19 protein-coding genes are annotated in these 24,228 nt (G+C 65.0%); 5 read left to right on the plus strand and 14 right to left on the minus strand.

The features are described from left to right. Window positions 1-6 precede the first annotated feature (6 nt). The 9 genes from A9973_RS31270 to metE all read right to left on the minus strand — a co-directional run bounded on the left by A9973_RS31270 (window position 7) and on the right by metE (window position 11,860). A complete protein-coding gene (locus A9973_RS31270) occupies window positions 7-129 on the minus strand; it encodes a hypothetical protein (RefSeq protein WP_006218348.1) in 123 nt (40 codons plus the stop codon). Further along, window positions 116-832 carry a TerC family protein gene (locus A9973_RS23965; protein ID WP_183016377.1) on the minus strand — a complete coding sequence of 239 codons (717 nt, stop codon included), beginning with the start codon at window positions 830-832 and terminating at the stop codon, window positions 116-118. The genes A9973_RS31270 and A9973_RS23965 overlap by 14 nt, the downstream gene beginning before the upstream one ends. A 114-nt stretch (window positions 833-946) precedes the next feature. Continuing rightward, window positions 947-1,645: a TerC family protein gene (locus A9973_RS23970; RefSeq protein ID WP_183016159.1), complete on the minus strand. Its 699-nt coding sequence runs from the start codon at window positions 1,643-1,645 to the stop codon at window positions 947-949. Between the two features lie 280 nt (window positions 1,646-1,925). Beyond that, a complete protein-coding gene (sucD, locus tag A9973_RS23975) occupies window positions 1,926-2,807 on the minus strand; it encodes a succinate--CoA ligase subunit alpha (protein ID WP_054423501.1) in 882 nt (293 codons plus the stop codon). Between the two features lie 103 nt (window positions 2,808-2,910). Next, window positions 2,911-4,071, minus strand: a complete 1,161-nt coding sequence (gene sucC, locus A9973_RS23980; RefSeq protein ID WP_183016160.1) for an ADP-forming succinate--CoA ligase subunit beta — start codon at window positions 4,069-4,071, stop codon at window positions 2,911-2,913. A 10-nt stretch (window positions 4,072-4,081) separates the two neighbouring features. Continuing rightward, window positions 4,082-4,684, minus strand: a complete 603-nt coding sequence (locus tag A9973_RS23985; RefSeq protein WP_105554863.1) for a DUF2889 domain-containing protein — start codon at window positions 4,682-4,684, stop codon at window positions 4,082-4,084. A gap of 82 nt (window positions 4,685-4,766) precedes the next feature. Further along, entirely contained in the window at window positions 4,767-5,390 is a 624-nt protein-coding gene (locus A9973_RS23990; RefSeq protein WP_183016161.1) for a 4'-phosphopantetheinyl transferase superfamily protein, read from the minus strand. Further along, window positions 5,387-9,391: a Pls/PosA family non-ribosomal peptide synthetase gene (locus A9973_RS23995; protein ID WP_183016162.1), complete on the minus strand. Its 4,005-nt coding sequence runs from the start codon at window positions 9,389-9,391 to the stop codon at window positions 5,387-5,389. The genes A9973_RS23990 and A9973_RS23995 overlap by 4 nt, the downstream gene beginning before the upstream one ends. Window positions 9,392-9,562: 171 nt before the next feature. Next, window positions 9,563-11,860 (minus strand): 5-methyltetrahydropteroyltriglutamate--homocysteine S-methyltransferase, encoded by a 2,298-nt coding sequence (gene metE / locus A9973_RS24000; RefSeq protein WP_183016163.1) that lies wholly within the window; start codon window positions 11,858-11,860, stop codon window positions 9,563-9,565. Window positions 11,861-12,051: 191 nt separating this feature from the next. On the opposite strand from metE, the gene A9973_RS24005 reads away from it, so the two are divergent. Beyond that, window positions 12,052-12,969, plus strand: a complete 918-nt coding sequence (locus A9973_RS24005) for a LysR family transcriptional regulator (RefSeq protein ID WP_183016164.1) — start codon at window positions 12,052-12,054, stop codon at window positions 12,967-12,969. A gap of 21 nt (window positions 12,970-12,990) precedes the next feature. Here the strand turns inward: A9973_RS24005 and recX are convergent, their stop codons facing one another. Together recX and recA are read right to left on the minus strand one after the other, a co-directional pair. Next, window positions 12,991-13,674 carry a recombination regulator RecX gene (gene recX / locus A9973_RS24010; RefSeq protein ID WP_183016165.1) on the minus strand — a complete coding sequence of 228 codons (684 nt, stop codon included), beginning with the start codon at window positions 13,672-13,674 and terminating at the stop codon, window positions 12,991-12,993. 129 nt (window positions 13,675-13,803) lie between these two features. After that, a complete protein-coding gene (gene recA / locus A9973_RS24015; RefSeq protein ID WP_183016166.1) occupies window positions 13,804-14,865 on the minus strand; it encodes a recombinase RecA in 1,062 nt (353 codons plus the stop codon). 350 nt (window positions 14,866-15,215) lie between these two features. Here recA and A9973_RS24020 point away from each other — a divergent pair, with 350 nt between their 5' ends. From A9973_RS24020 to A9973_RS24030, 3 genes are all read left to right on the plus strand, one after another. Continuing rightward, the gene (locus tag A9973_RS24020) at window positions 15,216-15,905 is read left to right on the plus strand and encodes a response regulator transcription factor (protein WP_006218337.1); all 690 of its coding nucleotides are present in this window, start codon (window positions 15,216-15,218) and stop codon (window positions 15,903-15,905) included. 115 nt (window positions 15,906-16,020) lie between these two features. After that, window positions 16,021-17,397: a sensor histidine kinase gene (locus tag A9973_RS24025; RefSeq protein ID WP_183016378.1), complete on the plus strand. Its 1,377-nt coding sequence runs from the start codon at window positions 16,021-16,023 to the stop codon at window positions 17,395-17,397. A 219-nt stretch (window positions 17,398-17,616) separates the two neighbouring features. Next, complete coding sequence (locus tag A9973_RS24030) at window positions 17,617-19,278, plus strand: MFS transporter (protein WP_370539531.1); 1,662 nt, start codon at window positions 17,617-17,619, stop codon at window positions 19,276-19,278. Between the two features lie 632 nt (window positions 19,279-19,910). Here the strand turns inward: A9973_RS24030 and A9973_RS24035 are convergent. Then, entirely contained in the window at window positions 19,911-20,120 is a 210-nt protein-coding gene (locus tag A9973_RS24035; protein WP_006225024.1) for a hypothetical protein, read from the minus strand. Between the two features lie 150 nt (window positions 20,121-20,270). Here A9973_RS24035 and A9973_RS24040 point away from each other — a divergent pair, with 150 nt between their 5' ends. Further along, window positions 20,271-21,170: a recombination-associated protein RdgC gene (locus A9973_RS24040; RefSeq protein ID WP_183016168.1), complete on the plus strand. Its 900-nt coding sequence runs from the start codon at window positions 20,271-20,273 to the stop codon at window positions 21,168-21,170. A 156-nt stretch (window positions 21,171-21,326) separates the two neighbouring features. Here A9973_RS24040 and A9973_RS24045 read toward each other — a convergent pair whose 3' ends face one another. Next, on the minus strand, window positions 21,327-22,748 hold the full coding sequence (locus tag A9973_RS24045) for a diguanylate cyclase (RefSeq protein ID WP_183016169.1): 1,422 nt from the start codon (window positions 22,746-22,748) through the stop codon (window positions 21,327-21,329). Between the two features lie 135 nt (window positions 22,749-22,883). Then, window positions 22,884-24,176, minus strand: a complete 1,293-nt coding sequence (locus tag A9973_RS24050; RefSeq protein ID WP_183016170.1) for an aspartate carbamoyltransferase — start codon at window positions 24,174-24,176, stop codon at window positions 22,884-22,886. Between the last annotated feature and the right edge of the window lie 52 nt (window positions 24,177-24,228).

The following is a 24,228-nucleotide window of genomic DNA, read 5'->3' on the forward strand; positions in this document are numbered from 1 at the left end:
ACGTCATCAAACGAAATTGGAGACGATGACCGTCGCGACTACCCCGAGGATGGCCAGCACGAAAAGGCCCTGAAGGAGGCTCAGGCCCGATTCGGATTGCTGGGGATCAACGGATCTACGCAGACTCATGGGATTCCTTGGAAGCGGTTTTGCGGCTTGCCAGCCACCGTCCAAGGACAACAACGAGCAAGGCGCCGATAATTTCAGCGGCGATTTTAACCGTAGTGGGCTGAACACCGAATTGACGTTCGACAATAACATCGGTAATCAGCATTCCGCCGGCGATCCAGCCCAGCAAGGCGGCGCCAAACGTAACAACCAACGGGTACTTGTCGATCAGCTTGAGGACCAGCGTGCTGCCCCAGATGATGATCGGCACGCTGACGATCAGGCCGAAGGCGACCAGGCCGATCTGATGGTCGGCATGGGCGTTCTGGGCCGCGCCGGCGATGGCGATCACGTTGTCCAGGCTCATCACGAAGTCGGCGATGATGATGGTCTTGATGGCCGCGGCGATGGATGTCCCGCCCTTCACGTTGCCATGCGCATCGTCTTCAGGGACCAGGAGCTTGACGCCGATCCAGAGAAGCAGAAGGCCGCCCACGACTTTCAGGAACGGAATCGACAGGAGCGTCAGTGCGAAGGCGATCAGCACGACACGCAGGATGATGGCGCCCGCGGTGCCCCACATGATGCCCTGCATGCGCTGCTTGGGGGCCAGGTTGCGACAAGCCAGCGCGATCACGACGGCGTTGTCGCCGCCCAGCAGGATGTCGATGAGGATGATCTGGAATACCGCTGCCCAACTCAGCGTCTGGAAAAACTCAAGCACTATAGAACCCCCGAAGGCATTTATATGAAAAGAAAGGCCGGTCCCGAGCCGGCCATCCTGCCGTGCCGTGCACGGCAGGATCATTCAAAACAACTAATTATTGTAATTCAGCTTTCAGTCAGCTTTCTGGCGCATCAGCAAAACTTTACCAATTGCCAGCACCAGCACCGCGCCCAGCACCCCGGTCATCAGCTCGAAGCTGTGATGGGTGATGCCCAATGCCGCGTCGATACGCGCCACCGGTTCCTGCAGGACGGGATCCCCGACCAGCAATTCGCCCGCGATGAAGCCCAGCAGCGCCGCCCCCACCCAGACAATGACCGGGAAACGCTCAATGACCTTCAGAAGCAACGTGCTGCCGAAGATGACCAGGGGGATGCTGATGGCCAGGCCCAATACCAGCAAGGTCGTGTCGCCCATCGCGGCGGCGGCGACCGCGACCACGTTGTCCAGGCTCATGACCAGGTCGGCAATCATGATAGTGCGAATTGCCGTCAGCAGATTGCCTTGTGTCTTGCCCGCACCGTCTTCTTCGCCTTCCGGCATCAGCAACGTCACGCCGATGTAGACAAGCAGCAACGCGCCGATCAGCTTCAACCACGGCAGCAGCAGCAACTTGGCCGCCACCAGGGTCAGCACGATACGCATGATGATCGCGGCGGCCGAGCCGATCGTGATCGCTTTCTTCTGTTGGGCCGGAGGCAACGAACGTGCCGCCAGCGCAATAACCACGGCGTTGTCGCCTGATAGCAGGATGTTGACCCAAATGATCTGGAGCAACGCTATCCAGAATGCCGCTGAACTGAGTTCCATGCCTCTCTTTCCTAGGTGTGATCCCCCTAGGACAAACCAAATTAATGGATGAAAAAAAACGAAAGCCGTACTGACCGTCTTGGTGCGAGCCCGACGGCATTCTTGCTGGGTACGTGCGAAATTTCTTTCATTATAGTTTCGTTCAGCTTTCCGTATGTTTGCGCGACCGCGATATGGACACGGGATTTCCCTAGGGTCACCCGGGAATTTCCAGCCATCACCCCGAGGACGGACGAAAAAAAGCCCGCCGAAGCGGGCTTTTTGGCGCAATGCTGAAGACTTACAGCACCGACTTGAGCAGCTTGCCCATTTCGGAGGGGTTGCGCGTGGTGCGGATGCCGCAAGCTTCCATGACTTCCAGCTTGGCATCGGCCGTGTCGGCGCCGCCGGAGATCAGCGCGCCAGCGTGGCCCATGCGCTTTCCAGGAGGCGCGGTGACGCCGGCGATGAAGCCGACGACCGGCTTCTTCATGTTGTCCTTCGCCCATTCAGCGGCGTTGACTTCGTCCGGACCGCCGATTTCGCCGATCATGATGACGGCGTCGGTGTCGGGATCGTCATTGAACATCTTCAGGACGTCGACGTGCTTCAGGCCGTTGATGGGGTCGCCACCGATGCCGACGGCGCTGGATTGACCCAGGCCCAGCTCGGTAACTTGCGCCACGGCTTCGTACGTCAGGGTGCCCGAACGGCTGACGATGCCGATGCGGCCCTTGCGGTGGATGTGGCCCGGCATGATGCCGATCTTGATTTCGTCCGGCGTGATCAGACCCGGGCAGTTCGGGCCCAGCAGCAGCGTCTTGCTGCCCTTGGCCTTCATGCGGTTCTTGACTTCCAGCATGTCGCGGACCGGGATGCCTTCGGTGATGCAGATCACCAGATCCAGTTCGGCTTCGACAGCTTCCCAGATGGCGGCGGCGGCACCGGCCGGCGGCACGTAAATGACGGACACGGTCGCGCCGGTGTCGGCCTTGGCGTCTTTCACCGTAGCGAAAATCGGCACGCCTTCGAAGTCTTCACCCGCCTTCTTGGGGTTCACGCCAGCCACGAAGGCGGCTTTACCATTGGCATACTCACGGCACATGCGGGTGTGGAACTGGCCCGTCTTACCCGTGATGCCCTGGGTGATGACTTTGGTGTCCTTGTTGATCAGAATCGACATTTGTGAATCCTTGGCAATTTCTTTTACCGCCGGGCCGTCCCAAGGTGGAAAGCTCCCCCATGGGGGGCAGCAAGCCACGAAGGGGCGCGGCGAGGGGGCATATTTACTTAACGGCGGCTACGACGCGGGTGGCGGCTTCGGCCATCGTGTCGGCGCTGATGATCGGCAGACCCGAGTCGGCCAGCATCTTCTTGCCGAGTTCTTCGTTGGTGCCCTTCATGCGGACGACCAGCGGCACGTTCAGGTTGACGGCCTTGCAAGCAGCGATCACGCCTTCGGCGATGACGTCGCAGCGCATGATGCCGCCAAAGATGTTGACCAGAATGGCCTTCACGCTCTTGTTGGCGAGCATGATCTTGAACGCTTCGGTGACCTTCTCGGCCGTGGCGCCGCCGCCGACGTCCAGGAAGTTGGCCGGCTCGCCGCCGAACAGCTTGATGGTGTCCATCGTGGCCATGGCCAGACCGGCGCCGTTCACCAGGCAGCCGATGTTGCCGTCGAGCTGGATGTAGGCCAGGTCGAACTTGCTGGCTTCGATTTCAGCCGGATCTTCTTCGTCCAGGTCGCGGTAGGCGACGATTTCCGGGTGGCGGAACAGGGCGTTCGGATCGAAGTTGAACTTGGCGTCCAGGGCGATGATGTTGCCCTTGCCGTCGCGGTTCAGCGGGTTGATTTCAACCAGCGACGCGTCGGTGTCCATGTAGCACGTGTAGAGCTTCTGGAACACGTCCACGGCTTGGGCGGTCGAGTCGGCGGGCAGGCCGATCGCGTTGGCGATCTTGGTGGCTTGCTCGGCGGACAGGCCGGTCAGCGGATCGATGTATTCGGTGATGATTTTTTCGGGAGTGGAGTGGGCCACTTCCTCGATGTCCATGCCGCCTTCGCTGGAGGCGATGAAGGCGACCTTCTGCGTGGCGCGGTCAGTGACCAGCGACACGTAGTATTCCTTCTGGATGTCGGCGCCGTCCTCGATGTACAGGCGACGGACCTTCTGGCCTTCCGGGCCAGTCTGGTGCGTGATCAGCTGCATGCCCAGGATTTCCGAGGCCAGCTTGCGGACGTCGTCCAGCGAGCGCGCCAGCTTCACGCCGCCGCCCTTGCCGCGGCCGCCCGCGTGGATTTGTGCCTTGACGACCCAAACCGGTCCACCCAGCTTTTCAGCGGCAGCCACGGCCTCGTCGACGGAAAGAGCGGGAATCCCGCGCGGCACCGGGATGCCAAATTGCTTCAGCAGTTCCTTGCCTTGATACTCGTGGATTTTCATGTGTTACCTGTCAGGACGTATGAGAAAGAGAAGGTGAATCGGAGGACGAATCGGCCGATGCCTCAGCGCTACCCCCGGTGTACCACTTGGGATAGTGCTCAGCCACCACCGGGCCGCCAGTGCTGAGCGCATGACAGCCGTCCAATTGGAATGGACGCCGGTTCGGGTTGGTTTCCTGCCGCCGGCGGTTGGCCATGGTCTGGACCGCCGCGGTGGGAAGCACCTGCGACAGCTCGGTCATGTGCGTACAGCCTTCCACGTGCCCGAACCGCTCTTTGACCTGGCGGCGGAATCCCTTAAGCAGATTCATGCCGATCAGATCAGTGTAAGCCGGCTCGATGGCCATGCAATGACCGCCGTAAGGGGCGGCGTCATAGACCGCCTGCGCCGCCACGATCGAGAAATTCTCGTCGATGGTGATGCGCAGGTGCATATGGTGGATGGGCTGCCCGGCCTTGAACATCTTGCCGTCGCTCTTGGGGAAATCGTACGCCTTCACGTCGATCAGCTCGGCTTCCAGATCCCAATTGCCGTCCTCGCGCGCATACGACTGCACGCGTATGGAACGCGTGTGCAGCGGTTGGCGAGGGTAATCCGGCGGTGGCAAGGGCATGCTGGGGGCCTGCGGGGCGAAGATGGCCTGCGCATGGTGCGCGGCAACAAAACCTTGAAAGTATAGCGCAGGCGGGCGGCCATCAACCGTCTTGCTGCGGGCCGGCCGCTGGGGGACACAGCGCGGCGGAGGCCCAGAGCCCGTCGTGGCGGACCTGGCCGGTCAGCCGCGCGGCGGCCAGATGGCGTTCCCGCAGGGGCGTGTATTCCTCCAGCCCGCGGCGGCACGCCTTCAACCGGGCCTCCAGCGCGCTCCAGGTCCGGGCGAAGGCGTCCGCGCGCGCGGACGGGTCGCAGGCGGCCAGGCGGGCTGCGGCTTCCGGACCGCAATAAAGGCGGGCGACGTCGATGTCGCCTTCTCCGCCCCCTGCCCCGCCGTCGGCCAGGTCCACGCCGGGCATGCCCAGGCGCGACAGGCCGCACAGGATATAGGGGCCACAGTAAGAGAAAGAACTGTTCCAGCGGGCGCCCGGCGCCATGGCCGGGCCCTTGGGCGTTTCGGCCCAGGCCGGTGGCGTGCCGTCCCGGCGCAACAGTTCAGCGGAAAGCCAGTCCCGGGCGGCCTGGCGCTGCCCTTCCCGGCCGGCCGCCGCGTGCAGCAGCCACAACTCGACCGGTGCGCCCGCCTCGTTCAACCGCAGCGTCGCCGGCGGGGCCGCCGTCGTCGCCTGGAACTGGGCAATGGCCGACGCCCTGATCTCCCTCATCGCGTCCACGGGGTGGCCGGACTGCCCATCCAGGCCTGCCCGGCCGGGATGGCTTCGCCCTTCAGCACCAGGGTCAACGGGCCCAGCACGGCGCGGTCCTCGACGTGGGTGTCGTACAGGATCGTGCTGCGCGGGCCGACGTTGACGCCGCGGCCAATGCGGACCAGTCCGATCTTCATGACGCGGTCCTCGAACAGGTGGGTCTGCGGCCCGGACCAGGCATGCAGCACCGCGTCGTCGCCGATCTGGACGCAGTCGTATTCGGTGACGTCGGTTGTGTCCATGAAAACGCGCTTGCCGATGCGGGCGCCCATGCAGCGCAGCGCCAGGGGCAGCCAGGGCGTCGCGCGCAGGAAATTGAAGAAGTTCGGCACGGCGATCGACTCGTACAGGCTGGTCACCGCCTCGCTCTTCCAGACGAAGGGCGTCCACATGGGCTCGGCGCGCGGCCGGTACCGGCCCACCAGCACCCATTTCAGCAGCACCAGGAACAGGAACGTGCCCAGGCCGTACAGCACGCCCGCCAGCATCAGTTCATCGAACGCGGCCAGGAAGCCGTGGGCCGCGGCGATCGGGATGACCTTCATGACGGTCAGGTAGCCCACCGCGATCACGACCGCCAGCGGCAGGATCATGCGCATGCCTTCGACCGCGCCGCGCGCGACCTTGCGGCCCAGGCTGGGCCGGAACGTCAGATGCGCGGGGAAGCCCGCCGTCTGTTCCCGCGCGGGCAAGGCCAGCGGCGGATTGCCGAGCCAGGTCTGGCCGCTGGCCATGCGGCCGTTCGCCGGCGCCCGGCTCTGCACGCCGATCAGCACGTCATCAGGCAGCACCGAGCCATCAGGCACGTAGGCCCCGTTGCCGACAAAGCTGCGGTTGCCGATGACGGTGGGCCGCATGGTCATCCAGCCCCGGTCGATTTCCTCGTCACCCAGCATGACGCCGTCGGCGATGAAGCTGTCGCGTCCCAGCGTCAGCATGTCGGGCACGATGCCCATGGCGGTGGAGATTTCGGTGCCGCGCCCCACTTTCGCCCCCAGCAGCCGATACCAGGTGCCGGCGTAGATCGATGCGTACAGGCCGTGCAGCACGCTCAGGCTGGATTCCTGGATCTGGTTGGTGAGCCATCGGCGCAGATAGATCTGCCCGTAGACCGGCCAACGTCCGCCCGTCAGCCTGGGCAGCAGCGCCCAGCGCAGCAGGGCGGACACCAGCACCGTCAGCAAAAGCAGCAAGGCGCTGGCCGGCAATGCCAGCAGCAGATAGCAGAGGAAGGCGTAGGGCCAGGACACGCGGTCGCCCGTCAGGTCCAGCCAGCGCGCGTCGATCCAGTCGATCAGCACGAAACTGGGGAAGACCGGCATGAAGAACAACGCGGCGATCAGCGTGCCGCCCAGGGCATAAGCCACCACGTCCAGCCGGCGCAGGCGTCCCTCGCGGACGGGGCGAGGCGGCAATTCAGGCGCCTGCGCCTGGGGAGCGTGCCGCGCGGGCGAGCCCGTCCAGACCTGCCCCGCCGGCACGCGCGCGCCCGACGCCAGCGACGACAGGCCGTCCAGCCGCGCGCCCTCGCCCATCGACACGTCGCCTTGCAGCACCGCGTACGACCCGACGTAGGCGTTGTCCGCCAAGGTGATCGGCGCCACTTCCCAGACGCCGCCGCGCACCGCGAAGTTCTCCAGATTGACCGCCGCGCCGATGCTGACGCCATCGCCGATCGACAGCAGGTCCGGCGCGCGGACCGAGATGCGGCTGATGGCGGCATCCCGGCCGATGCGCGCGCCCAGCGCCCGCAGGTACCAGACCTGCAACGGGGAGCCGGCCAGCAGATGGGCCGGCGGAATGTCCAGCACCCGGTCCACCAGCCACCACCGGTAGAAGCGCCAGCCATACAGCGGATAGCGGCCTGGTTTGAGCCTGCCCAGGATGCCCCACTTGCAGGCCACGGCCACGCCGAAGCTCAGCAGGTTGCAGACCAGATAGCTGGCAATGGACAGCGCCACCGCGCGCCAGACCGAGTCGCCCTCGTCGCCCGTCCAATAGTGATAGGTGAAAAAGGGCGTCAACCAGATCAGCATGCGCACGCCGATCAGCAGCGGCAGCGCGGCCAGCTGGGCCAGGCCACATGCCCAGCGCCGCCATTCCGGCGCACGGGCGGCAAGGTCGGCGGCGCCGGCGTGGGTCTTTCCGTCGCCCTCGCCGCCGCTTGCACCTTCCGCCGCGACCGGCCGGGCCGCCGCCAGCGCGTCCAGGCGCGCGGCCAGCGCCCCCAGGCCCGGATGCTGATAGAGCTCGTGCATCGTCAGCGCCGAAAACTGCGGATGCTTGCGCAGTGAAGACACCAACCGCGCGGCCAACAGGGAATGGCCGCCCAGGTCGCGGAAGAAATCGCTGGCCAGGCGCAGGGGCTGCCCCGGGAACAACGGGCGCAGCGCATCGAATAGCGCCTGTTCGCCGGGCGTGACGGCGTCGTCGTCTTCGCCGCTGGGCTCGGACACGCTTTCCAGTTCACGCGACTTGAGCGCTTTGCGGTCGATCTTTCCCGAGGTCAGGCGCGGCACCTCGGCGACCCGCTCGAAGCGCGCCGGGATCATATAGGCAGGCAGGCCCTGCGCCAGCGCGGCCCGCAGGGCGTGCAGGTCCAGCCGCGCTTCGCCTTCGGGTTTCAGGAAGGCCACCAGTTGATCGATGCCCCCCAGATCGCGCAACACGACCGCCGCCGCGCCCACGCCCGGTTGCCGGTACAGCGCCGCTTCGATCTCGCCCAGCTCGACCCGGAAGCCGCGCACCTTCACCTGATCGTCGCTGCGGCCCAGGCACTGGATCTGGCCGTGCTCGTCGATGCGGGCCAGATCGCCGCTGCGGTACATGCGCGTGTCGTGATCGCCGACAGGCCGCGGATTGGCCAGGAATTTTTCCGCCGTCAGCTCGGGGCGCCCCAGATAGCCGCCCGCCACGCCCGGGCCGGTGATGCAAAGCTCGCCGACCTGCCCTTGCGGCAGCACCGCGCCGTCCTCGCCGCGGATCAGCATGCCGTAATTGGGCAGCGGCGTGCCGATGGTCACCGGCTGACCCGGCAGCAATTCCGCCAGGCTCGCCGATACCGTGGTTTCCGTCGGGCCATAGGTATTGAACAGGCGCCGGCCGGGCGTGGACCATCGCGGCACGAGGAAGTCGGGGCACACCTCGCCGCCCAGGTTCACGATCCGCAGCCCCGGCACGTCGCGCGCGAACAGCGCCAGCAAGGTCGGCACCGCGTGCAGCACGGTGACACCTTCTTGCACCAGCGCGTCGGGCAGGCCTTCGGGGTCGGTCGTCAACATCTTGGGCGCCACCCACAGGCTTGCGCCGACCAGGTAGCTGATCCAGATCTCTTCGAACGACATGTCGAAGGCCACCGAGAATCCCTGGTAGACCTTGTCGCCGGCCCGCACGCCCAGCACCTCGTTTTCACTACGCAGGAAATGGCAGATGCTGGCCTGGCTGATCGGTACGCCTTTCGGCTTGCCGGTGGAGCCGGACGTGTAGATCACGTAGGCGGGATGTTCGGGCAGCAGCCCTTCCCGCTTTCGCAAGCCGGCTTCCACGGGCATCGACAGCGCCCAGGTGGTCCAGGTGGCCATGCCGTCCAGGCGCACGTCGGCGCCCGCGATCAGCCCCTCCGCGCCCGCGTCCTGCAGACAGGCCAGCATGCGGTCGGGCGGCGTATCGGATTCGAACGGCAACCATGCCGCGCCAGCCTTGGCGATGGCCGCCTGCATCACCAGCAGGTCCGCGCCGCGCGGCAGGCACAGGCCCACGATCTGGCCGGGCCGCACGCCGGCCTCGATCAGATGGTGCGCGGCCAGATCGGCGCGCTGGCCCAGCATGTCGTACGTCAGGGTTTGATCCAGCCAGTGGATGGCGGCGGCGGCGGGAGACCGCAGGATCGTGGCTTCCAGAATATCGGGCAACGTTTCCGCGGTAAGCAGATCCGGCCGATAGGGGCCTTGAAGAATCATAGGAACGGCGAGAATCCGGCTGTGGGGATTTTTTTCTTATTGACCCACGCCGCGCGAATTCGTTCAAGCTCCCGCTCAAAAAAAATCCCCTGATTCGCGCTTGCGACACGCGAACCTGGGGCTTGCACCCGCGCCGCCGGCCTGAGGACTGACGGCGCGGACGGCCGATTGTCAGTTCGACTGGCGCAGCGTGCGGGCCGCTTGCACCATGCCGATCAGCGCGGCCTCGGTTTCGGGCCAGGCGCGCGTCTTCAGGCCGCAGTCAGGATTCACCCACAGGCGTTCCTTGGGCAGACGGGCGGCCGCCTTTTCCATCAGGCCGACCATCCAGTCCACTTCGGGCACGTTGGGCGAGTGAATGTCATACACGCCAGGGCCGATGTCGTTCGGGTAGTCGAAGTCTTCGAACGCCTTGAGCAGCTCCATGTTGGAGCGCGACGTTTCGATCGTGATCACGTCCGCGTCCATCGCGGCGATCGATTCGATGATGTCGTTGAACTCCGAATAGCACATGTGGGTGTGGATCTGCGTTTCGTCACGCACGCCGGCGGTCGACAGGCGGAAGCAATCCACGGCCCAGTCGAGGTATGCCTTCCAGTCGGCGCGGCGCAGCGGCAGGCCTTCGCGGATGGCGGGTTCGTCGATCTGGATGACGCTGATGCCGGCGGTTTCCAGGTCCACCACTTCGTCGCGCAGCGCCAGCGCCAGTTGGCGGCAGGTCTGTTCACGCGGCTGGTCGTCACGCACGAACGACCATTGCAGAATGGTGACCGGACCGGTCAGCATGCCCTTGACGGGCTTGTCCGTCAGCGACTGCGCGTACGACGACCACCCCACCGTCATCGGCGCAGGACGAGCCACGTCGCCGAAAATGACCGGCGGCTTGACGCAGCGCGAACCGTAGCTTTGCACCCAGCCGTTCTTGGTGAACGCGAAGCCGGCCAGCAATTCGCCGAAGTACTCCACCATGTCGTTGCGCTCGGGTTCGCCGTGCACCAGCACGTCCAGACCCACCTTTTCCTGGAAGCGGATGACTTCCTCGATTTCCTTGCGGATGGCGGTCTCGTAACCCGAATCCGTCAGCGCGCCGGCCTTCCAGTCGCGGCGCAACGCGCGGATCTCGGCGGTCTGCGGGAACGAACCGATCGTGGTCGTCGGGTAGGCGGGCAGGCCCAGTTGTTCTTGCTGGCGGGCGATCCGGCCGGCAAACGGAGCGCGGTCGCGCGACACGCCGGCCGCGCCAGCCATGCGCTGGCCCACCACCGGATTATGGATGCGGGCCGACGAACGGCGGGCGGCCAAGGCGGCGCGTTGCGTCGCCAGACCCGCCTGCACGGCCGGTTCCGTGGCGTTGTCCAGGGCTCGGCCCAGCAGGCTCAATTCTTCCAGCTTCTGCGCGGCGAACGACAACCAGCTCTTCAGCTCAGCGTCCAGTTCCGTTTCGTTGGCCAGGTCCACCGGCACATGCAGCAGCGAGCACGACGGGGCCAGCCACAGGCGGTCACCCAGTTGCTGCTTGACCGGAGCCAGCGCCGTGATGGCGGCGTCCAGGTCGGTGCGCCAGATGTTGCGGCCGTTGATGACGCCGGCGGACACTACCTGATCGACGCGCAGGCCGGCCACGACCTCAGCCAGTTGCTCTGGGGCGCGGACCAGGTCCACGTGCAGGCCGGCCACGGGCAGCGCCTGGACGGTGGACAGGTTGTCCTTCAAGCCATCGAAGTAGGTAGCGATCAACAGCTTGGCGGGGCTTGCGGCCAGCGTGGCATACACCTGCCTGAAGGCGTCGCGCCAGGCTGGCGGCAGATCCAGCACCAGGATGGGCTCGTCGATCTGCACCCATTTCACACCCAGCTTGGCAAAGCGGGCCAACACTTCTTCGTACACGGGCAGCAAGGCGGCCAGCAGTTGCAGCTTGCCGACATCGGCCGCGCCGCCCGCAAAGGCGTCGCCCTTGCCCTGGTATAGCCAGGTCAGCGGCCCCGGGATCACCGGCTTGACGGCATGGCCCAGTGCCTGCGCTTCCTGGATCTGCTCGAACAGCGATTCACGCGCAATGCGGAACGTCTGGCCCGGAACCAGTTCCGGCACGATGTAGTGATAGTTGGTGTCGAACCACTTGGTCATTTCGCAAGCGGCGGCGGGCTTGCCCGTCGGCGCGCGGCCACGGCCCATGCGGAACAAGGTGTCCAGCGTGACCACTTCATTGTCGCTCTGGCCGAAACGGGCCGGCACGGCGCCCAGCAGCGTGCTCCATTCCAGGATTTGGTCGTACCAGGCAAAGTCTCCCACGGGCACGAACTTCAAGCCGGCTGCGGCCTGCAGCTTCCAGTGCTTGGCGCGCAGTTCGCGGCCGGTGTCTTCCAGCGCTTCGGCGGTTTGCTTGCCGGCCCAATACGCTTCCACAGCGCGCTTGAGTTCGCGCTGGGCGCCAATTCGAGGAAACCCCAGATTATGAATAATAGTCATGACACCCCCGCCGTTAGACAAAATTTGTTCAAGTGAGGGCTATTGTGCAGGCAAATCTACATGAATCAAAATCAATGTCTACATTCATAAGATGAGTAAATCTCATACAATATGAGTTCATTCCACTCAGAGGGGAGGGAGCCGGCCGCGAACGCCCGCCGGGCGCCGCCCCCTCGCTCCCGCCGAAACCGATGCTAGAAATCCGCCATCTTGAAACGCTGACCGCCATCCGCGAAGGCGGCAGCCTGCAAGAAGCCGCCGAACGCCTGCACCTGACCCAATCCGCCCTGTCGCATCAGTTGCGCGACCTGGAAACCCGCCTGGGCACGCCGCTGCTCAACCGGCGCACCCGGCCGGCCCGGCTGACCACCGCCGGTTTGCGCGTGCTGGCTCTGGCGGACGACGTGCTGCCCCGCATCCGCGCGACTGAACGCGAATTGCAGCGGCTGGCCGCCGGCCGCACGGGCCGCCTGCATCTGGCCATCGATTGCCATTCCTGCTTCCAATGGCTGATGCCGGCGTTGGACGCCTTCCGGGCGCAATGGCCGGACGTGGCGCTGGACCTGTCGGCCGCGTTCTCGTTTGCTCCCCTGCCCGCGCTGGTGCGCGGCGACCTGGATCTGGTCATCACGTCGGATCCACAGCCGCTGGAAGCGGTCGAGTACCTGCCGTTGTTCAAGTACGAACTGGTGCTGGCGGTGTCGGAATCCAACCCGCTGGCCGGCAGCAAATTCATCATGCCCGACCAGTTGGCCGACCAGACGCTGATCACCTATCCGGTGGACAAGCAGCGCCTGGACGTCTTCACCGCCTTCCTGGATCCGGCCGACGTGGAACCCGCCACCATCCGCAAAGCGGAACTCACCCCCATCATCGCGCAACTGGTGGCCAGCAACCGCGGCGTGGCCGCGCTGCCGAACTGGGCGTTGACCGAATACATGAACCAGGGCTGGCTGCGGCAGTGCCGCCTGGGGCCGCAAGGCGTGTGGCGCACCCTGTACGCGACGGTCCGCAGCGAAGACACGGATGCGTCGTACATCGATGAATTCCTGACGATCACCCGCGACGTCTGCTTCAAGACGCTGTCAGGCATCAAATCCGCAAAATAAAGCTCGCAGGCTTGCTCTTCATCAGTCTTCGTCGCTGTCGCCCAATATCTTGCGGATGACGTCGTGCGCGAAGCCGCGGCTGGCCAGAAAGCGGGCTTGCTTGGCGTAGGCTGCGCGGTCGGCCGGCTTGGCATCGAAGCGTTTTTTCCAGACTTCCAGCGCGCGGTCATATTCGGTGGCGCGCAGCTTGTCGCGCAATTCCGCCACCTGATTGTCGTCCACGCCATGCTGGCGCAATTCCTGCACGATTCGGGCCGCGCCTTGCCGCGACGCGCGCCGGTGCACCAGGCTTTGCGCGAAACGTTCCGTGGACAGCCAGCCTTCTTTTTCAAGCGCGTCCAGCACCGCCTCAACCTCGGCGGCGTCTTCGGCGTAGGCCGACAGCTTGCGCGCGAGTTCTTCGCGGGCATGTTCGCGCCGCGATAAATACCCCACGGCGCGCATTTTCAGCGACGGCCCTTTACGCTCCGGCTTGCCGTTATCGGACTGGCCTGCCTGGCTGGCGGCACGTCGGCCGCGGGCGGGCGCACGCTGTTCGGAACTGCGCTGCCACTCGCCCGTATCGGCGGCGGGCGCCGCAGTTTCCTGTTCACGGCGCGCATCGGACGTGCGCCGCAAGCCCAGCGGCTTGGCGACGGTTTCGAATTCGTCATCCAACTTGGCGCGAAGACGGTCGGCTGACGCGGGGGTCGGTTTCCAGCTCATGCGCTTCCTGCTTGCTATGCAAAAACGGCAGGCCCGTCATGGCGCCTGCCGCATGTCGCCGACCCGAGGGCGCGGCGCAAACAATGTGCGGGCCGCCTGCGGTGCATCCGCCGGCGGCCGCAAGATTGCTTATTCGGCGGTGTCTTCCACCGTAGGCACGAATTCGGCGGCACGACTGACGATGCCCTGGTTCTCGCGAACGCGGTTCTCGATCTCGATGGCGATTTCCTTGTGCTCTTTCAGGTATTCGCGGACGTTGTCCTTGCCCTGGCCGATGCGGTTGCCGTTGTAGCTGTACCACGCGCCCGACTTGTCCACCACGCTGGCGGCCACGCCCAGGTCGATGATTTCGCCTTCGCGCGAGATGCCGGCGCCGTACATGATGTCGAACTCGGCCTGCTTGAACGGCGGCGCGACCTTGTTCTTCACGACCTTGACGCGGGTTTCGTTGCCGACGACTTCGTCGCCCTTCTTGATCGAGCCGATGCGGCGGATGTCCAGGCGCACAGAGGCGTAGAACTTCAGCGCGTTGCCGCCGGTGGTGGTTTCGGGGTTGCCGAACATCACGCCGATCTTCATGCGGATCTGGTTGATGAAGATGACCATGCAGTTGGTGCGCTTGATCGTGGCGGTCAGCTTGCGCAGCGCCTGGCTCATCAGGCGGGCTTGCAGGCCGGGCAGCGAATCGCCCATTTCACCTTCGATTTCGGCCTTGGGCACCAGCGCGGCCACCGAGTCGATGACGATCAGGTCGACCGAGCCCGAACGCACCAGCGCGTCGGTGATTTCCAGCGCCTGCTCGCCCGTGTCCGGCTGCGAGATCAGCAGGTCGGTCAGGTTGACGCCCAGCTTGTTGGCGTACTGCACGTCCAGCGCGTGTTCCGCGTCGACGAAGGCGCAGGTGCCGCCGATCTTCTGCATTTCAGCAATGACCTGCAGCGTAAGCGTCGTCTTGCCCGACGATTCCGGGCCATAGACTTCGACCACGCGGCCGCGCGGCAAGCCGCCGACGCCCAGCGCGATGTCCAGCCCCAGGGAACCCGTGGAAACGACCTGGATATCGTGCGAGACCTCGTTGTCGCCGTAGCGCATGATCGAGCCCTTGCCGAACTGCTTTTCGATCTGCGAGAGCGCGGCGGCAAGCGCCTTGGCCTTTTCCGAAGCGGCGGCCTTGGTGGTTTTGTCGTCCATGTAGAGTCCTGTCTGTAACGTATCTGGTGTCGAAGGGTGCCGGAGAGGTCGCCGGTCAGGCTGTGCGGGTTGCGCTGGGGTAGTGCGGTGTTGCCCTGCGCTTTGATTCAAGTGCAGATTATGGCATCGGATTGTACTGTACAAAAAACCAGTGTGCCAGAGTTTTGCACGTATACCCTGAGTGGGCAAGCCCCCCGCCATATGACAGAATCCAAAGCGAACCCGGCGTTTCGTCCCTTTTCCGCCGCCGGGCCGCCCGCAAGGCGGATGAACAAGGCGGACTGCCCCAAAGAGGGGCAAACGCGGCGCGCAAAGCGCTGGCGGCACAGGGACCCCTTCACTAGCAGCCCATGCGTATCCTGATCGCCGAAGACGACAGCATTCTGGCCGATGGCCTGTCCCGGTCCTTGCGCCACAACGGCTATGCCGTGGACGCCGTGCGCGACGGACTGGCCGCCGATTCGGCGCTGGCGGCGCAGGCGTTCGACCTGCTCATCCTGGATCTTGGCCTGCCGCAGCTGGCCGGCCTGGAAGTGCTGCGCCGCCTGCGCGCCCGCAATTCCGCCCTGCCCGTCCTGATCCTGACCGCCGCCGACAGCATCGAGCAGCGCGTCAAAGGCCTGGACCTGGGCGCCGACGACTACATGGCCAAGCCCTTCGCACTGTCCGAACTGGAAGCGCGCGTGCGGGCGCTGACCCGGCGCGGCGCCGGCGGCGGCGCCACGATGCTCAAGCATGGCCGGCTGCTGTTCGACCAGACCGGACGCGTCGCCATCGTGGACGACCAGACGCTGGACCTGTCCGCGCGCGAGGTCAGCCTGCTGGAGATCCTCTTGACCCGCAGCGGCCGCATGGTCAGCAAGACGCAACTGGTGGACCACCTGTGCGAATGGGGCGAGGAAGTCAGCACCAACGCCATCGAAGTCTATGTGCACCGCCTGCGCAAAAAGCTTGAGCCCAGCGGCGTGAAGATCGTGACCGTTCGCGGCCTGGGCTATTGTCTGGAGCGGGACCAGGGTGCCGCGTACCTCGCCAGCTGAATCTGCGCGGCCCGAGCCGCTGAATCAGGAAGCACTGGATATCTTGCAGGCCGGCTCCAAGGGCCCGAGCTTCGCGCCGCCCCAGCGCTCGCTGCTGGGCGAAATCCTGGACTGGATGCTGGCGCCGCTGTTCCTGCTGTGGCCCATGAGCGTCGCGATCACCTATGTGGTCGCGCAGAACATCGCCAACGTGCCGTATGACCGAGCGCTGGCCAACAACCTCCATGTGCTGACGCGCCAGGTCCACGCGCAGGACGGCCGCGCCGTGCTGAAGATGACCGACCCCGCGCGCGACGTGTTGCGCGCCGACGAGACCGACAGCGTGTTCTGGCTGGCGCTGGGCAGCCGCGGCGAATACCTGGGCGGCGACCGCGCCCTGCCGCTGCCGGCTTCCGTAGGCCAGCCCCGCCCCGGCGAGGTCCAATACGAAGACGACACCATGCGCGGCTTCGGCATCCGGCTGGCCTTCACGTGGGTCGACCTGAACCTGCCCGACACCCAGCCGGCGCTGCTGATCGTTGCCGAGACGGTGGAAAAGCGCACGCAACTGGCCAACGACATCATCAAGGGCGTGATCATTCCGCAGTTCGTGGTGCTGCCGATCGCCGTGCTGCTGGTGTGGTTCGGGCTGTCGCGCGGCGTGGCGCCGCTGAACGCCTTGCAGCAACGCCTGCGCGCCCGGCGCCCCGACGACCTTTCCCCCATCGACGAGCGCGCGGCGCCGTCCGAGATCGCCCCGCTGGTGGCGGCCATGAACGACCTGCTGGACCGCTTGTCCGCCAACGTCCAGGCGCAGCGCCGCTTCGTGGCGGACGCCGCGCATCAGTTGAAGACGCCGCTGGCGGGCCTGCGCACGCAGGCCGAACTGGCGCTGCGCGACGCCAGCCCCGAAGAGATGCAATCCAGCCTGCGCCAGCTGGTGACGGGTTCCGAACGCGCCACCCGGCTGGTCAACCAGCTGCTGCTGCTGGCGCGCGCCGAAAACCCCAGCGCCATCGGCCTGACGCGCACCGACCTCAACGCCATCGCCTATGAACAGGCCATGCACTGGGTGCCGCAGGCCTTGTCGCTCAGCACCGACCTGGGATTCGAGGGCGCGGACGAACCCGTCGAGATCAGCGGCAACCCCCTGCTGCTGGCGGAACTGCTGAACAACCTGGTGGACAACGCGCTGCGCTACACGCCGCGCGGCGGCCACATCACGGTGCGCGTGCAGCGCGTCGGCGACGAAGCCGTGCTGGAGGTCGAGGACTCCGGCCCCGGCATCCCGCCCGAAGAGCGCGAGCGGGTGTTCGACCGCTTCTACCGCGTGCTGGGCACGGGGTCGGACGGCAGCGGGCTGGGTCTGGCGATCGTGCGCGAAATCGCCCAGAAGCATCAGGCCACCGTCCTCATCAGCGATCACCCCACCGCGCACTCGGACCTGCCCGGCACCCGTATCCGCGTGGTGTTCCCGGGGTACGTCGAACACCCCGACCTGCTTGAAAGTTAAGCAGCGCCACCCGTCCGCCCGGCTAAGGACTATCCCTAGCCTCGCACGCAATGATTACATAATGTTTCAATTTTAAGATTCGGGTAAGGGTTACGTCAGAACCTCGTCAGCCTCGCGCCTCAATGTTGCGTATAGCTCGATGTCGGCTCGCCGGCGGAGGGTCAAGCACGGCGGAAAACCGCCGGCCTAAAACGAGGAGACATCATGAGCACAACAACCATGGCAGGCCGCGGTCCTTCCGCGGAACCGCGCCCGATGACCAAGGATGAACGCCGCGTCATCTTCGCGTCATCCCTGGGCACGGTTTTCGAGTGGTACGACTTTTACCTATACGGTTCGCTCGCGGCCATCATCGCGCAGCACTTTTTCTCGGGCGTGAACCCCACCGCGGGCTTCATCTTCGCGCTGCTGGCATTTGCCGCAGGGTTCGCCGTGCGGCCGTTTGGCGCACTGGTGTTCGGACGCCTGGGCGACCTGGTCGGCCGTAAATACACGTTCCTGGTCACCATCGTGATCATGGGCCTGTCGACCTTCCTGGTCGGCGTGCTGCCCAGCTACGCCAGCATCGGCCTGGCCGCTCCGGCCATCCTGATCGTGCTGCGCCTGCTGCAAGGCCTGGCGCTGGGCGGCGAGTACGGCGGCGCGGCGACCTATGTCGCCGAACACGCCCCGCACGGCCGCCGCGGCTTCTACACGTCGTGGATCCAGACCACCGCAACGCTGGGCCTGTTCCTGTCGCTGCTGGTCATCCTGGGCATCCGCACGGTCATGGGCGAAGACGACTTCAAAGCCTGGGGCTGGCGCATTCCGTTCCTGATCTCGGTCGTGCTGCTGGGCATCTCGGTGTGGATCCGCCTGCAACTGAGCGAATCGCCCACCTTCAAGCGCATGAAGGAAGAAGGCAAGGGTTCGAAGGCGCCGATCGCTGAATCGTTCGGCCAGTGGAAGAACCTGAAGGTCGTGATCCTGGCGCTGCTGGGCCTGACCGCCGGCCAGGCCGTGGTCTGGTACACGGGCCAGTTCTACGCGCTGTTCTTCCTGACGCAGACGCTGAAGGTCGACGCCAACACCGCCAACATCATGATCGCGATCGCGCTCCTGATAGGCACCCCGTTCTTCGTGGTCTTCGGCGCGCTGTCGGACAAGATCGGCCGCAAGCCCATCATCATGGCGGGCTGCCTGATCGCCGCGGCGACCTACTTCCCGATCTTCCAGGGCATCACGCACTTCGCCAACCCGGCGCTGGAAAAGGCCCAGGCCACGGCCCCGGTCACCGTCATCGCCGACCCCGGCACGTGCTCGTTCCAGTTCAACCCGGTGGGCACGTCCGCGTTCACCAGCTCTTGCGACGTCGTGAAATCCTTCATGGCCCGCAACTCGGTGAACTACAAAAACGAAGCGGCGCCGGCAGGCTCGCTGGCCAAGGTCAAGATCGGCAACGACGAATTCGCCTCGTTCGACGGCAAGGCGATGGCCCCCGCCGACTTCAAGGCCAAGGCCGCTGAACTGGACAAGGCCCTGACCACCGCGATCCGCAGCCACGGCTACCCGGCCAAGGCAGATCCGGCGCAAAGCAACAACGTCATGGTCGTGGTGCTGCTGGCGATCCTGGTCCTGTACGTGACCATGGTCTACGGCCCCATCGCCGCCATGCTGGTTGAGATGTTCCCGACCCGCATCCGCTACACCTCGATGAGCTTGCCGTACCACATCGGCAACGGCTGGTTCGGCGGCTTCCTGCCCCCGGTCGCCTTCGCGGTGGTGGCTGCCACCGGCAACATCTACGACGGCCTGTGGTATCCGATCATCATCGCAGTCATGACCCTGGTCATCGGCACGCTGTTCGTGCGCGAATCCAAGGACAACGACATCAACGACTAAACGACCATCCCCCGCCGGGTGGGACTGCTGCGCCTGCCCGGCCTTTCAAAAGCTCCTTATGGAGCTTTTTTTTTGTGGACCCCCACGCTGCGCGCTTCGCACTTGCTGCCCCCCGAGGGGGCTTTTTCCCCTTGGGGCGGCCCGGCGGGGGGAGAAAAGGCCCCCACGCTGCGCACGCTTTGCGTGCTTGCTGCCCCCCGAGGGGGCTTTTTCCCCTTGGGGCGGCCCGGCGGGGAAAAGGCCATCTTGCGACGGTCGTGGAGGCATGCCTGGCGCGCCGCTTGAAGGGGCGTCTTCGCAATTCCAGGGAGCAGACGGCTCTACGCGTCGCCCAAAAATCTCTTCTGCATTTTCAGGACGATGTCAGACCCTCCCGCTTAGACTGGCGCCTCAGATTACGGCCTTGCGCTGAATCGGCTGACGATTGATCCCCCTGTCAGACGATTGCAGGGCTAGTGTTCTGACACCGATACCGCGTTCCCCGCGAGCCTTTTATGACGCGGTATTGTGTGCTCCCGTACCGGCCCGGCCTTTATTGAGCCGGGCCGCTTTTTTTTGTGCGCGCAAAAAGAATGGCGGCCGCTAGGCGGCCGCCAGGGTCGGGCTGCGGGCCGGCCAGGCCGGCCGCCCCTTCAACGGCGCATGCCGACGCCGATCGCCAACACGCCGGCCACGATGGCCGCGATGCCGGCCCAGGTCGGGATGGGCACCGACTTCTCGGTTTCGGCCGTGGCCTTCACCGAACCGATCTGCAAGACGGTTTCTTCGGACTTGTAGTTGAAGCCCTTGTAGGCCAGGGCGGCAATGCCCAGGACGATCAGGATGGCGCCAATAATTTTCATGTATTCCTCTCCGATTCCATGCCGGTGCGCGGAAGTTAACGCATAGGCCCGCATGTGTCAGTGACAGAACGTGTCGCCTGTCGCAACCGTATTGCAGCACTTCGGCAAACTGCCCGCGTCGTATAGAATCTAGCCTTTTGGCCGACGCTCATGTGGTTCAAAAACCTCAAGATTTACCGCCTCTCCTCGCCGTGGACGCTCATTGGCGAGCAGCTTGAAGAAACGCTTGCGCGCCACGCCTACCAAGCGGGCAACAACCTCGAAATGCAAAGCCTGGGCTGGGTTCCGCCGCGCGAAAACGGCGGGCTCGCCCACGTCGTCAACGGCCAGATCCTGCTGTCGCTGCGCGCCGAGAAAAAGCTTCTGCCCGGCACGGTCGTGAACCAGGTCGCCAAAGCGCGCGCCCAGGAAATCGAAGAGCAGCAAGGCTACAAGCCGGGCCGCAAGCAGATGAAGGAAATCAAGGAACGCGTCACGGACGAGCTCCTGCCGCGCGCATTCAGCGTGTACCGCGACACCCGCGTCTGGATCGACCCGCAGAACCATTGGCTGGTCATCGACGCCGCCGCTTCGGCGAAGGCCGATGAAGTCATTGGCCTGCTGGCCAAATGCGTGGATCCGTTCCCGCTCGAAAACCTGTACGTGGCGCAATCGCCCGCGTCCGCGATGACGGGCTGGCTGGCCGAAGACGAGGCCCCGTCCAACTTCACCATCGACCAGGACACCGAGCTGCGTTCGTCGGGTGAAAGCGGCGCGGCCATCCGCTACGTGAAGCACTCGATCGACGCCGACGACGTGCGCCGCCACATCCAGTCGGGCAAGCAGTGCACGCGCCTGGCCATGACGTGGGCCGACCGCATCTCGTTCGTCCTGACCGAAGGCCTGGACGTCAAGCGCGTCTCGCCGCTGGACGTGCTGAAGGAAGGCAATGAAGGCGTCGCCGCCAACGACGACGAGAAGTTCGATTCCGACATGATGCTGATGACGGGCGAACTGGCCAAGATGATGGCCGAACTGGTCGAAGCGCTAGGCGGCGAAAAGAAGATCTAAGCCTCGCGCGGGCCCAGGCCCGAAGTAAAAGGCCGCTCTGCATCTGAACTGACCCCCGAAGGTTGGATCTACGTCCAACTTTCGGGGGTCAGTTCAGCATCAGGGCGGCCTTTTTTCATGGGAGCGCACGGCAGGCGGCGGGCAAGCCCGCCGCGATCAGGCCGCGACGCTCCGGTCGCGCCCCGCCTGCTTGGCGCGGTACAGGGCCTTGTCGGCGCGGTCGATCAGATAGGCATAGTCCGGGTGGCCGTCGAACGTGGCCACGCCGATGCTTGCCGTGATGCGCAAGGCGCCCGCTTCGGGAATCGAGAACGCGTGCCGGCGGATTTCGGCGCCCAGCTTCTCGGCCGCGGCCAGCGCGGCCTCTTGCCCCGTGTCCACCAGCACCACCAGGAATTCTTCGCCGCCGTAGCGGAACACGAAGTCGCTGGACCGGCAGGACTGATGCACCACTTCCGCGAACTGCCGCAGCACCTGATCGCCACCGGAATGCCCGTGCGCGTCGTTGATCGCCTTGAAATGGTCGATGTCCAGCAGCAGCACCGAAAAGCGGCTGCCCTGGCGGGTGGAGATGGCGATTTCCCGCCCCACCACCGACGGCAGGAAGCGCCGGTTCAACACATTGGTCAGCGGGTCGCTGCCGCTTTCGATCTCGGCCACCATGTCGAACAGGCCGTTGAGCAGATGCTTGATGCGCGCCACCAGTTCCTGCAGTTCTCGCACCTGGTCGGGCATCGATACCTGTTGCTGCGCGTCCGCCAGCATCAGTTGCGGCAGCACCACGTCGTCCAACTGCGCGACCGCCTCGGTGATCTGGCGAAGCGCCGGCGCGCTTTCGAACATCACGCCGCCCTTGTGCTGCAACCACAAGCCGAACTCGGACGCCGCCAGGCGTGGCAGCGCCTGTTCGGGTGCGCGGTAGTGCAGGCCGATCAGCACGGCTTGGCTCCATTCCAGCAGCGCGGCGCGCTGGCGCTCGCGCTCGGTCGATATGTTCTGGCCCAACGCGAACAGCCGGTAAGCCTCGTCGTTGCGCGCGCCGCGATTGATGTCGCGCATGAAGGCGCGGCTCATCTGCTCGATCGCCAGGTCGAACAGGTTGCAGACGTACTGCATCGCGATGGAGGCCGCCGTGCCGTCCAGGTCGCTCGCGCGCAGCCGTTCGGCGATTTCGTTCTTCAGGACGCGGGCGCCCGCCATCACCAGATGGATCGGGATATGGACGCGGGCATGCACTTCGCCCACTTTCTTCTGCGTCGCCATCAGCGCGGCGATATCGCCCTGGTCGCGTACGCAGAGCAGGCCTTTCAGCCAGTGCTTCATGCCGCTGTGCAGGCGCGTCGAGACGATCTCATGGGACAGCCGGGGCCCAGCCTCGGCATCGGCCAGCAAGGTGGAATAGAAGGCGTCCACCAGTTCCCTGGCGCTATCGCCCACCACGGCCGCGACCTGGCCGCGCGTGTAAGCGTCGACCGATTGATAGACCGCTTCCCAGGCTTGCGCGTTCGACGCGCTCAGGTAGCACGCTTGGTCCGCGCCGCCCGTCCACGCCGGAACCGCGCCACTGCTCGAAGACATATGATCATCCGCCCCAAAGACTCTGCGCGTGTCTCGGAGCGACACGCGACAGAAAAACAGCGCGGATTATCCTTCAAATCTCAAAGACTGCCCCGCCTTGGTGCAAACGGTCGGCGGGGCAGACGGCGTACTGGCTTATTCCAGTCCGTGGAAAACGGAATCGTCGGGGCCGACATGCGACGGATGCTGCCACGTCACATCGCGCAGCGAGTGCTGCACCAGCCCTTCCACGCCCAACAGCACCGCAAAGATCGCCATGCGGATCGGGATGCCGTTGTCGGTCTGGCGGAAGATGGCCAGGCGCGGGTCGTGGTTCAGGTCCACGCTCAGGTCGTTGGCGCCGGGACGGCTGTCGCGCGGCAGCGGGTGCATCACGATGGTCTCGGAGCTGCAATACGCGTCGATGATGGCGCGGTTGATCTGGAAGTCCGGCGTGTAGCCTTCGTTCTCTTCGTTGGCGAAGCGCTCTTTCTGCACGCGCGTCGCGTAGATCACATCGGCGCCGGACAGGCCTTCGGCCAACGAGGTCTTCTGTTCGATCACGTTGCCGTTGCGACTGGCCTGCTCGATGATGTAGCTGGGCATTTCAAGGCCCTTCGGCGACACCAGCGAGAACTTCACGTTCTTGTACAGCGCCATCAGCTTGATCAGCGAATGCACGGTACGGCCGTATTTCAGGTCGCCGACCATCGCGATGTGGGCGCCGTCCAGCAGTTTGCCCAGACGCGAGAACTCGGTCAGGATCGTGTACAGGTCCAGCAGGGCCTGGCTGGGGTGCTCGCCCGGGCCATCACCGCCGTTGACCACCGGGATATTGGTGGCACGCGCGAATTCCGCGACCGAACCCTGGTCCGGGTGGCGGATCACCATGGCATCCACATAGCCGCTCATGACGCGGCTGGTGTCATAGATGGATTCGCCCTTGGCCATCGACGAAAACGTGAAGCCCGTCGTGTCGCAAACCGAACCGCCCAAGCGGCAGAACGCCGAACCGAAGCTGACGCGGGTACGCGTGCTGGCTTCGAAGAACAGGTTGCCCAGCACGGCGCCTTCCAGCACGCGCGACACCTTCTGGCGGCGCGCGATGGGCTGCATCATGTCGGCCACGCGGAACAGGTCTTCGACCGACTCGCGCGTGAACTGGTCCACCGACAGCAACTGATTCTTGCCTTCCACGGCGATGCGCTCGCGCAACGGGCCGTCTTGTACGCTTTGCGTATACTTTTCCAGCAGCACGCCGTTTTGCACGATTTCGCTGACGAAACGCTGGACCACCTCCGGCATCGCGCGGAATTCCTGCGAGCCCTCGGGCAGCAGCCAGGTATCCAACGCCCGGCGTTTGACGCCGATCCGGGTCGCGAACACGTCGCGCGTGAGGTTCAGGCGGCGCATGGCGTCGCGCAGGAAGGCTTGCTGGGAGATGGTCATGACGGGCCCCGAGAAAGAGGATTTATATACGCACCGCGCATATTATTCTCAA

Origin of the sequence: Achromobacter sp. UMC46, from assembly GCF_014170335.1 — a bacterium.
GTDB lineage: Bacteria > Pseudomonadota > Gammaproteobacteria > Burkholderiales > Burkholderiaceae_B > Achromobacter.

Excerpts from the sequence above, each read along its gene's own strand:
- A9973_RS31270 (WP_006218348.1), bottom strand. The coding sequence starts at position 129 with ATGAGTCTGCGTAGATCCGTTGATCCCCAGCAATCCGAATCGGGCCTG.
- A9973_RS23970 (WP_183016159.1), bottom strand. The coding sequence starts at position 1,645 with ATGGAACTCAGTTCAGCGGCATTCTGGATAGCGTTGCTCCAGATCATT.
- sucD (WP_054423501.1), bottom strand. The coding sequence starts at position 2,807 with ATGTCGATTCTGATCAACAAGGACACCAAAGTCATCACCCAGGGCATC.
- sucC (WP_183016160.1), bottom strand. The coding sequence starts at position 4,071 with ATGAAAATCCACGAGTATCAAGGCAAGGAACTGCTGAAGCAATTTGGC.
- A9973_RS23985 (WP_105554863.1), bottom strand. The coding sequence starts at position 4,684 with ATGCCCTTGCCACCGCCGGATTACCCTCGCCAACCGCTGCACACGCGT.
- A9973_RS23990 (WP_183016161.1), bottom strand. The coding sequence starts at position 5,390 with ATGAGGGAGATCAGGGCGTCGGCCATTGCCCAGTTCCAGGCGACGACG.
- A9973_RS23995 (WP_183016162.1), bottom strand. The coding sequence starts at position 9,391 with ATGATTCTTCAAGGCCCCTATCGGCCGGATCTGCTTACCGCGGAAACG.
- metE (WP_183016163.1), bottom strand. The coding sequence starts at position 11,860 with ATGACTATTATTCATAATCTGGGGTTTCCTCGAATTGGCGCCCAGCGC.
- A9973_RS24005 (WP_183016164.1), top strand. The coding sequence starts at position 12,052 with ATGCTAGAAATCCGCCATCTTGAAACGCTGACCGCCATCCGCGAAGGC.
- recX (WP_183016165.1), bottom strand. The coding sequence starts at position 13,674 with ATGAGCTGGAAACCGACCCCCGCGTCAGCCGACCGTCTTCGCGCCAAG.
- recA (WP_183016166.1), bottom strand. The coding sequence starts at position 14,865 with ATGGACGACAAAACCACCAAGGCCGCCGCTTCGGAAAAGGCCAAGGCG.
- A9973_RS24020 (WP_006218337.1), top strand. The coding sequence starts at position 15,216 with ATGCGTATCCTGATCGCCGAAGACGACAGCATTCTGGCCGATGGCCTG.
- A9973_RS24025 (WP_183016378.1), top strand. The coding sequence starts at position 16,021 with ATGCTGGCGCCGCTGTTCCTGCTGTGGCCCATGAGCGTCGCGATCACC.
- A9973_RS24030 (WP_370539531.1), top strand. The coding sequence starts at position 17,617 with ATGGCAGGCCGCGGTCCTTCCGCGGAACCGCGCCCGATGACCAAGGAT.
- A9973_RS24035 (WP_006225024.1), bottom strand. The coding sequence starts at position 20,120 with ATGAAAATTATTGGCGCCATCCTGATCGTCCTGGGCATTGCCGCCCTG.
- A9973_RS24040 (WP_183016168.1), top strand. The coding sequence starts at position 20,271 with ATGTGGTTCAAAAACCTCAAGATTTACCGCCTCTCCTCGCCGTGGACG.
- A9973_RS24045 (WP_183016169.1), bottom strand. The coding sequence starts at position 22,748 with ATGTCTTCGAGCAGTGGCGCGGTTCCGGCGTGGACGGGCGGCGCGGAC.
- A9973_RS24050 (WP_183016170.1), bottom strand. The coding sequence starts at position 24,176 with ATGACCATCTCCCAGCAAGCCTTCCTGCGCGACGCCATGCGCCGCCTG.